The sequence below is a fragment of the Mesorhizobium sp. M5C.F.Ca.IN.020.29.1.1 genome, from assembly GCF_003997375.1.
In the GTDB taxonomy this organism is placed as follows: Bacteria; Pseudomonadota; Alphaproteobacteria; order Rhizobiales; family Rhizobiaceae; genus Mesorhizobium; species Mesorhizobium wenxiniae.
Genome location: NZ_RZSW01000277.1, coordinates 1 through 7,883, shown reverse-complemented (window position 1 = coordinate 7,883; position 7,883 = coordinate 1). Strand labels below are relative to the sequence as shown.

Genomic DNA, 7,883 nt, shown 5'->3' with positions numbered 1-7,883 from the left:
GTCCGGGCCGGGCTGAAGGCGATCTACCTGTCTGGATGGCAGGTCGCCGCCGACGCCAACACCGCATCCGCCATGTATCCGGACCAGTCGCTTTATCCCGCCAATGCGGCGCCCGAACTGGTCAAGCGCATCAACCGCACCCTGCAGCGCGCCGACCAGATCGAGACCTCCGAAGGCAAGGGGCTTTCGGTCGACACATGGTTCGCGCCTATTGTCGCCGATGCGGAAGCCGGCTTCGGCGGACCGCTCAATGCCTTCGAGATCATGAAGGCCTTCATCGAGGCGGGTGCCGCCGGCGTCCACTACGAGGACCAGCTGGCGTCGGAGAAGAAATGCGGCCATCTCGGCGGCAAGGTGCTGATCCCGACCGCCGCACACATCCGCAACCTCAACGCCGCGCGACTTGCTGCCGACGTCATGGGCACTCCGACGCTGGTCGTCGCGCGCACCGACGCGGAAGCGGCAAAGCTGCTCACCTCCGACATCGACGAGCGCGACCAGCCGTTCGTCGACTATGGCGCCGGCCGCACGGTGGAAGGCTTCTACTACGTCAGGAACGGCATCGAGCCGTGCATCGCGCGGGCCATCGCCTACGCGCCTTACGCCGACCTGATCTGGTGCGAAACCTCCAAGCCCGATCTGGCGCAGGCCAAAAAATTCGCCGAGGGCGTGCACAGGCACCATCCCGGCAAGCTTCTCGCCTATAATTGCTCGCCGTCCTTCAACTGGAAGAAGAACCTCGACGACGCCACGATCGCCAGGTTTCAGCGGGAACTCGGCGCCATGGGCTACAAGTTCCAGTTCATCACGCTAGCCGGTTTTCACCAGCTCAATTTCGGCATGTTCGAACTCGCCCGCGGCTACAAGGCACGGCAGATGGCGGCCTATTCCGAGTTGCAGGAAGCGGAGTTCGCGGCGGAAGCCCACGGCTACACCGCGACCAAGCACCAGCGCGAAGTCGGGACCGGCTATTTCGACGCCGTGTCGATGGCAATCACCGGTGGCCGGTCCTCGACCACGGCCATGCATGAATCGACCGAGCACGCCCAGTTCAAGCCGGCCGCAGAATAGCAGGAACGCAACAGACAGAGGAAACGCCCCTAAAGGGCTAAGGGAGAAGACCAATGGCATCGATCAGTCGCGTCAAGGAACGGGCCGAAGAACAGGCCACCACCATGAGTGTCGACCAGCAGGCGACCATCCGCATGCTGGCCAACGACCTGCACAGGCTCAACCAATCGGTGATGAAGGCAGTCGAGGCCGGTGTGTCGGTGGAGCTCGTGCGCTCGGCACGGCACCATGGCGGCGACGGCAACTGGGGCGATCTGCTGATCCCGGTGATCGTCACGCAGCGGAGCCTCGACTGACCGAAATCCGACGAAAGCCTGTCGATCGATCCGGCGTCACCTGCGCAGTCTCTGCGCAGGTGATCTGCGATTGCACGATCAGTTGCGCAAGAACAGAACTTGCTTTAAATTTTAACGTTTCTTGCGATATTCTGGATATCGTCGTTTCAGCTTGACATAGGGAGAGATCTCACGGCAATTGTCTCTAAGTTTCAACCCTGCATTGAAACCCGACGAGTGCCCGCTACGCTCATGCGCCCCGTGAATCGCGATACCAAGACTGTAAACCACCTGACTTTCGTGAGCCGCAACGTGGACCCGGAGATGCTCACAGACTTCACCCGTGTGCTCGTCGTCGGAAAGTCGCCGGTCAACCGGGTGGTGGTTTCGAAAATCGTCGAACGATCCGGGCTCAAACCGATCTCGGAATCGCCCGAAACGGCAGCAACGACTTTGCGATCGCTCATTCCCGGAGCTGTCGTCCTCGATGGCGGAGCGGACAACAAGGACTGCGACGCGCTGATGTCCGGTATCGACGCGCTGCGACGCACCTCGGGCAGGTCGCTTCCCTCGGTGATCCTGCTTTCGACCAAGAACGGCACACCGGAGAGCCTCGGCCTGTCGAGCGTCGTCGATACGGTTGTCGTCAAACCGATCACGACCGAACGGCTGCAGCCAGTGATCGACCATTTGATCGGGCTCGCACGCAGCTAGCCGACGTCCGATCCGGCTTACACGCCTTTCCTCGCTTCTTGCGATCGAATCTGGATATTTATGTCAGTATGCGAGCGCTCGGTATCGCCTGACAATGAGCCCCGCTACGTCTCCTTTTGCAATTGCGACGCATCTGGGATAGCACCTTCGAACAAATCCGCAGGCATGTTCCGACTTCGCGACATGGCTGTCGATATCGGCGGATCACGACATGTCCTCAGAACAGACCATCGCCGCGCTTTGCAGAAAACTCGGACTGCGCATCACCGGTCCGCGCCGCGTCATCATGCGCGTTCTATCCGAATCCAGCGACCATCCGGATGTGGTGGAACTCCATCGCCGTGTTGTCGCCATCGAGCCGACGATCGCGCTCGCCACTGTCTATCGCACCGTCAGCCTCCTGCGCGAGAAGGGCATTCTGGAGCGGCACACCTTTGGCGATCGGCGCGCCAGATACGAAACCGTCCCCCGTGAGCATCACGATCATCTCATCAATATCGAGACGGGAGACGTCGTCGAATTCCAGTCGTCGGAGATCGAGCGGCTCCAAGAGGAAATCGCTCGACAGCACGGATTCACGATCATCAGCCACAGACTGGAGATCTACGTAAAGCCGATCCAGAAAACGCGACGCTCTCGTCAATCCGGAGAATGACCGCCCGTTTCTAGCGTTCCTCTCCAATCTCCATTCGGCCCACTCTAAGTGTGGTGACGGCGAAGGCCGCGATGAAGGCGGCGGACAGCATGAGAACGATGGTCGGCGCCGGTGCGCTGTCGATGAAGAAGGACAGATAGACGCCGAGAAACGACGCGGCGACCGCGATCGCGACCGACAGGATCAGCATGGCGCTAAACTTCCTTGTCAGCAGGAAGGCGATGGCGCCAGGCGCGATCAGCATGGCGATGGCCATGATTATGCCGACCGCCTTCAGCGCGCCGACGATAGTGAGCGAGATCAGGCAAAGCAGGCCGTAGTGGAGCAGATTGACCCGAAGACCAACCGCGCGAGCCTGAGCCGGGTCGAAGGCGTGCAGCAGGAAGTCGCGCCACTTGATCCCGATGATGCCGGCCGTGATCGCAGCAATGAGCCCCGTTTCGACGATGTCGCGCAAGCCGATGCCCAGCACATCGCCGAACAATATGTGGTCGAGATGCACGTCGGACTGGATCTTTACATAGAGCACCAGGCCGAGACCGAACATGCCGGAGAAGACGATGCCCATTATCGTGTCCTGTTTGATGCGGCTGTTGTCCTTGAGGAAGCCGGTGGCGAGAGCGCAGACCATTCCGGCGGCGAAGGCGCCGATCGAATAGGGGAATCCGACAATGTAGGCGATGACCACGCCGGGAAAGACGGCGTGGCTGATGGCGTCGCCCATCAGCGACCAGCCCTTGAGAACGAGAAAGCAGGAGAGCAGCGCCGTCGGCATAGCGACCAGAACCGAAACAATCAGGGCATTGACCATGAAGTCGAACTGGAAGGGGCTAAGCAGCGTATCGAGAATGCTCATAGGCTGGCCTCCAAGGCCCGCGCCGAGCGGCGGCGGGCTGCCAGCATTCCATGCTTGGGAGCGAAGAAGAAGGCGGCGAGAAAGATCAACGTCTGCAACACGACTATGATGCCGCCAGTGGCGCCGTCGAGGAAATAACTGGCATAGGCGCCGCTGAAACTCGTGGCCGCACCGATGACGACCGCGATGACGAGCAGGCGCGGAAAGCGGTCCGTCAGAAGATAGGCGGTCGCGCCGGGAGTCACCACCATGCAGATGACGAGGAAGGCGCCGACGGTCTGAAGCGCGGCGACCGTGGAGGCCGATAGCAGCATGAAGAACATGATCTTGAGCGCGCTCGGATTAAGGCCGATCGAGCGGGCATGGCTCTCGTCGAAGAAAACCACCATCAGATCCTTCCATTTCACCAGCAGGATGGCGAGCGAGACGAAGCCTATGATGGCGAGCTGAAGCGTGTCTTCCGGGGTAATGGCCAAGATGTTGCCGAGCACGATCGTCTGAATATTCACGGAGGTCGGTGACAGCGACACCATGAACAAGCCGAGGCCGAAGAAGGAGGAGAAGATCAGGCCGATGATGGCGTCTTCCTTCAGCTTGGTGCGCTGGTTGAGGAAGAGCATCGCGGCAGCGGCTAGCCCGCCTGAGAAGAAGGCGCCGATCGAGAAGGGAAGGCCCAGCATATAGGCGCCAGCGACGCCCGGCACGATCGAATGCGAGAGCGCGTCACCGGTCAGCGACCAGCCTTTTAGCATCAGATAGCAGGACAGGAAGGCGCAGACACCGCCGACCAAGGCGGACACCCACATGGCATTGAGCATATATTCGTAGCCGAACGGCTCGAGCAGGACACTCATTCGTCCGGTTCCCGCATCTTGTGCTGCATGGCTCCGTTCTCTCCGTAGAAGACCAGTGGCCGTTCGTCGTCGGTGATGACGGCAAGGCGGCGCCTGTCGTCGTCCTCATGCAGCCCGGCGCCGCCCAGCACGAAATGACGCAAGACGCCGCCGAAAGCCTTTTCCAGGTTCGCCTGCGTGAAGGTCTGGCCTGTCGGCCCGTAGGCAAGGACCGTATTCCGGAGCAGCACGGCACGGTCGCAGAACTCCGGCACGCTACCCAGATTATGCGTCGAGACCAGCATCACTCGGCCTTCGTTCCGGAGCGCGCGCAGTAGTTCGATGATAGCGTCCTCGGTCCTGACGTCGACGCCGGTGAAGGGCTCGTCGAGCAGGATGACGCGCCCGTCCTGCGCCAGCGCCCGAGCGAGAAAGACGCGCTTTTTCTGCCCGCCCGAAAGCTCGCCGATCTGGCGTTTGCGGAAATCGCTCATGCCGACACGCGCAAGCGCGGCCGTAACCGCCTCGCGATCAGCCGCCTTCGGAAGGCGCATCATGCCCATATGGCCGTAGCGACCCATCATGACGACGTCCTCGACCAGTACTGGAAAGTTCCAGTCGACCTCCTCGGCCTGCGGCACATAGGCGACGACGTTCTTCCTCAGTGCGGCCGCGGCCGGCTGTCCGAGAACAATAATCTCTCCCTTTGCCACCCGCACGAAGCCCATGATGGCTTTGAACAGCGTCGACTTGCCCGAGCCGTTGACACCGACAAGCGCCGTGATCGTGCCTGTCGGAATTTCAAAGCTCGCATCCCGCAGCGCCGTGTGGCCGTTGCGGTAGGTGACAGTCGCGCCGCGGACGGCGAGACCGCCTCCCGCATCCTCGGACGCGGGGGCAAGAGGCGGAACGGCTTCGTTCATTGCGACAGCCCTGCGGCGAGGCCTTTCTGAACCGTATCCGATGTCACACGCAGCAGGTCGATATAGGTCGGCACCGGGCCGTCCGCCTCGCTGAGAGAATCGACGTAGAGCACGCCGCCGTAATGCACTCCTGTCTCACGCGCGACCTGCCGGGCCGGCTTGTCCGACACGGTGCTTTCGCTGAAGACGGCGACGATCTTGTTTTCCCTGACGGCGTCGATCACCTTGCGAACCTGCTGGGGGGTGCCTTGCTGGTCAGCGTTGATCGGCCACAAATAAAGCTCCTTCAGCCCGAAATCGCGTGCGAGGTAGGAGAAAGCGCCTTCGCTCGACACCAGCCAGCGCCTGTCCTGCGGGATCGAGGCAAGCTTATCGCGGATCGGCGCGACGGCCGCCTCTATCTTTGCCTTGTAGGCTTCTGCATTGGCCTTGTAGGTCTCGGCATGCGCCGGATCGTGCGCGACGAAGGCGTTGCGGATGTTGTCGACGTAGATCAGCGCGTTTGCCGGCGACATCCAGGCATGCGGGTTCGGTTTGCCCGTATAGGGTCCCTCGGCGATGCTCATCGGCTGGACGCCCTCGGAGACAATAGCGCCGGGCACGTCGCTGAGGTTCTGGAAGAATTTTTCGAACCAGAGTTCGAGGTTGAGCCCGTTCCACAGAATGAGCTGTGCACCTTGCGCCCGCTGAATATCGCCCGGCGTCGGCGCGTAATTGTGGATCTCCGCTCCAGGCTTGGTGATCGATTCCACGATTGCTGCATCGCCCGCCACGTTCTTCGCCATGTCGGCGATGACTGTGAAGGTCGTCACCACCTTGAATTTTTCCTGGGCTTTCGCTGGGCTTGAAGCCACCGCCGCAGCGAAAACCGCAGCCATCAAGCCAACGACAACCCGTCGTCCGTATCTCTCGAACATCAATTTCTCCTGTCGCGATTCTTAATGTCTCGCCGCTGGCCGCCATTGTGCGACTGCGGCGCGCGCTTTTCGCATATTCTGCAATTGCGACTGATTTGCAAGTAGAAAACGGCTTGACGTCGTGGATTGTATGCGGCCGCGATTTGGCGTCGGCTACAGCGCGGCCCTATGACGGAGCGGACAACAAGGACTGCGACACGCTGATGTCCGGCGTCGATGCGCTGCAGCGCACGTCCGGCTCGACAGCGAGACACGCGATCAGCCGGCTTTCCCGATGCTTTCGATCAGCCGGGGCAATTCCGAGAGATCGGCTATCTGCCGGAAACGAGGCGCGGTGATCGGCGGCTCGACATTTTCCAGCGCCCAGGTGAGCTCATGCGGCACGTGGATACCCCAACTGCCGGCCTCGATGGCCGGCACCACGTCCGACTTGAGCGAATTGCCGACCATCATGCTTCTTTCGGCGCCATCACCGTGGCGGCTGAAGATATTGATATAAGTGGCGGGGCTCTTGTCGCTGACGATCTCGACGGCATCGAAAAGGTCACCCAGGCCCGATTGCGCCAGCTTGCGTTCCTGATCGAAGAGGTCGCCCTTGGTGATCAACACCAGGCGATACGCATCTGCCAGCTTTTCCACGGTTTCGCGCGCATGAGGCAGCGCCTCGATCGGATGGCCAAGCATCTCGCGGCCCGCGGCAAGAATCTCGGCGATGACCGAGGCCGGCGCGCGGCCCTCGGTAATCTCGATTGCCGTTTCGATCATCGACAGGGTAAACCCCTTGATGCCGAAGCCGTAGACGGCGAGGTTGCGCTTCTCGGCCTCCAGCAATCTTGCCGAGATGTGCTCCTGCTCGGCATGATCGGCGAGCAGCGCGGCAAAGCGCTTTTCGGTCATGCGGAAGAACTGCTCGTTCTGCCAGAGCGTGTCATCGGCATCGAAGCCGATCGTGGTCAATTCATGATTGTTCTGCATTCGACGTCTTCAACCGGGGTCATTGAACTTGCGTCGAACCTAAGCCGCCCAGAGCAGTTTTCAACTGCGCAGGCGAACGCAACCGCGCTCCCCTTCCCTTCCCTCGCCGCCGCCGGCTATAATCCCAAATCCGCAACCCAATCTGGTGAATGATGCCGCCTGCAAAAAAGGAAGTCCGTCCGTCGAGCCGCGGAGGACGTATCCGCACGCCTGCCTTCGTGAAAAATCAACGTGGTGTGAAAAACTGGAAGGAAGTCGGCGCCTGGCTGGAGTGGCGCGGCATTGAGGATATCGAATGCATCACGCCCGACCAGGCGGGTGTTGCGCGCGGCAAGATGATGCCGTCGAAGAAGTTTACCTCCAACACCTCGCTGGCGCTGCCTTCGGCGGTGTTCATGACGACGATCTCCGGCGGCTACCCGGAAGACGGCAACGGCTTTCACTATCCGGAGGACGACGGCGACCTCAAGCTAATGCCGGACCTGTCGACACTGACCGTGGTGCCGTGGGAAGAGGACCCGACGGCGGCGGTCATCTGCGACCTCGTCCACCAGGACGGTCGCTCGGTCGAGTTCACGCCGCGCAACGTGCTGAAGCGTGTGCTTGACGCTTACGGCAAGCGCGGGCTCAAGCCGGTGGTGGCGCCCGAGATCGAGTTCTACCT

At 61.2% G+C, this 7,883-nt stretch carries 9 protein-coding genes and 1 pseudogene; 5 read left to right on the top strand and 5 right to left on the bottom strand.

Translation table 11 applies throughout. The features are described 5' to 3' along the window. From aceA to EOA85_RS20985, 4 genes are all read left to right on the top strand, one after another. On the top strand, positions 1-1,071 hold a 1,071-nt coding region (gene aceA / locus EOA85_RS21000), incomplete at its 5' end, for an isocitrate lyase (RefSeq protein ID WP_127211017.1). 53 nt (positions 1,072-1,124) lie between these two features. After that, on the top strand, positions 1,125-1,367 hold the full coding sequence (locus EOA85_RS20995; protein ID WP_029348426.1) for a hypothetical protein: 243 nt from the start codon (positions 1,125-1,127) through the stop codon (positions 1,365-1,367). 303 nt (positions 1,368-1,670) lie between these two features. Further along, positions 1,671-2,060, top strand: coding sequence for a response regulator (locus EOA85_RS20990; RefSeq protein WP_245485913.1), 390 nt, complete (start codon positions 1,671-1,673; stop codon positions 2,058-2,060). 211 nt (positions 2,061-2,271) lie between these two features. Beyond that, positions 2,272-2,715: a Fur family transcriptional regulator gene (locus tag EOA85_RS20985; RefSeq protein ID WP_029348428.1), complete on the top strand. Its 444-nt coding sequence runs from the start codon at positions 2,272-2,274 to the stop codon at positions 2,713-2,715. 10 nt (positions 2,716-2,725) lie between these two features. Here the strand turns inward: EOA85_RS20985 and EOA85_RS20980 are convergent, their stop codons facing one another. The 5 genes from EOA85_RS20980 to EOA85_RS20960 all read right to left on the bottom strand — a co-directional run bounded on the left by EOA85_RS20980 (position 2,726) and on the right by EOA85_RS20960 (position 7,219). After that, the gene (locus tag EOA85_RS20980; RefSeq protein ID WP_029348430.1) at positions 2,726-3,571 is read right to left on the bottom strand and encodes a metal ABC transporter permease; all 846 of its coding nucleotides are present in this window, start codon (positions 3,569-3,571) and stop codon (positions 2,726-2,728) included. After that, entirely contained in the window at positions 3,568-4,425 is an 858-nt protein-coding gene (sitC, locus tag EOA85_RS20975; protein ID WP_127211015.1) for an iron/manganese ABC transporter permease subunit SitC, read from the bottom strand. Before sitC ends, EOA85_RS20980 begins: the two co-directional genes overlap by 4 nt. Continuing rightward, a complete protein-coding gene (locus tag EOA85_RS20970) occupies positions 4,422-5,327 on the bottom strand; it encodes a manganese/iron ABC transporter ATP-binding protein (protein WP_065010771.1) in 906 nt (301 codons plus the stop codon). Before EOA85_RS20970 ends, sitC begins: the two co-directional genes overlap by 4 nt. Next, a complete protein-coding gene (locus EOA85_RS20965) occupies positions 5,324-6,244 on the bottom strand; it encodes a metal ABC transporter substrate-binding protein (RefSeq protein WP_127211014.1) in 921 nt (306 codons plus the stop codon). The genes EOA85_RS20970 and EOA85_RS20965 overlap by 4 nt, the downstream gene beginning before the upstream one ends. A 258-nt stretch (positions 6,245-6,502) precedes the next feature. Next, positions 6,503-7,219 carry an HAD family hydrolase gene (locus EOA85_RS20960; protein ID WP_127211013.1) on the bottom strand — a complete coding sequence of 239 codons (717 nt, stop codon included), beginning with the start codon at positions 7,217-7,219 and terminating at the stop codon, positions 6,503-6,505. A gap of 149 nt (positions 7,220-7,368) precedes the next feature. Between EOA85_RS20960 and EOA85_RS20955 the strand changes: the two are divergent. Beyond that, positions 7,369-7,883, top strand: a pseudogene (locus EOA85_RS20955) (glutamine synthetase); the annotation flags it as partial.

Excerpts from the sequence above, each read along its gene's own strand:
- EOA85_RS20995 (WP_029348426.1), top strand. The coding sequence starts at position 1,125 with ATGGCATCGATCAGTCGCGTCAAGGAACGGGCCGAAGAACAGGCCACC.
- EOA85_RS20990 (WP_245485913.1), top strand. The coding sequence starts at position 1,671 with ATGCTCACAGACTTCACCCGTGTGCTCGTCGTCGGAAAGTCGCCGGTC.
- EOA85_RS20985 (WP_029348428.1), top strand. The coding sequence starts at position 2,272 with ATGTCCTCAGAACAGACCATCGCCGCGCTTTGCAGAAAACTCGGACTG.
- EOA85_RS20980 (WP_029348430.1), bottom strand. The coding sequence starts at position 3,571 with ATGAGCATTCTCGATACGCTGCTTAGCCCCTTCCAGTTCGACTTCATG.
- sitC (WP_127211015.1), bottom strand. The coding sequence starts at position 4,425 with ATGAGTGTCCTGCTCGAGCCGTTCGGCTACGAATATATGCTCAATGCC.
- EOA85_RS20970 (WP_065010771.1), bottom strand. The coding sequence starts at position 5,327 with ATGAACGAAGCCGTTCCGCCTCTTGCCCCCGCGTCCGAGGATGCGGGA.
- EOA85_RS20965 (WP_127211014.1), bottom strand. The coding sequence starts at position 6,244 with ATGTTCGAGAGATACGGACGACGGGTTGTCGTTGGCTTGATGGCTGCG.
- EOA85_RS20960 (WP_127211013.1), bottom strand. The coding sequence starts at position 7,219 with ATGCAGAACAATCATGAATTGACCACGATCGGCTTCGATGCCGATGAC.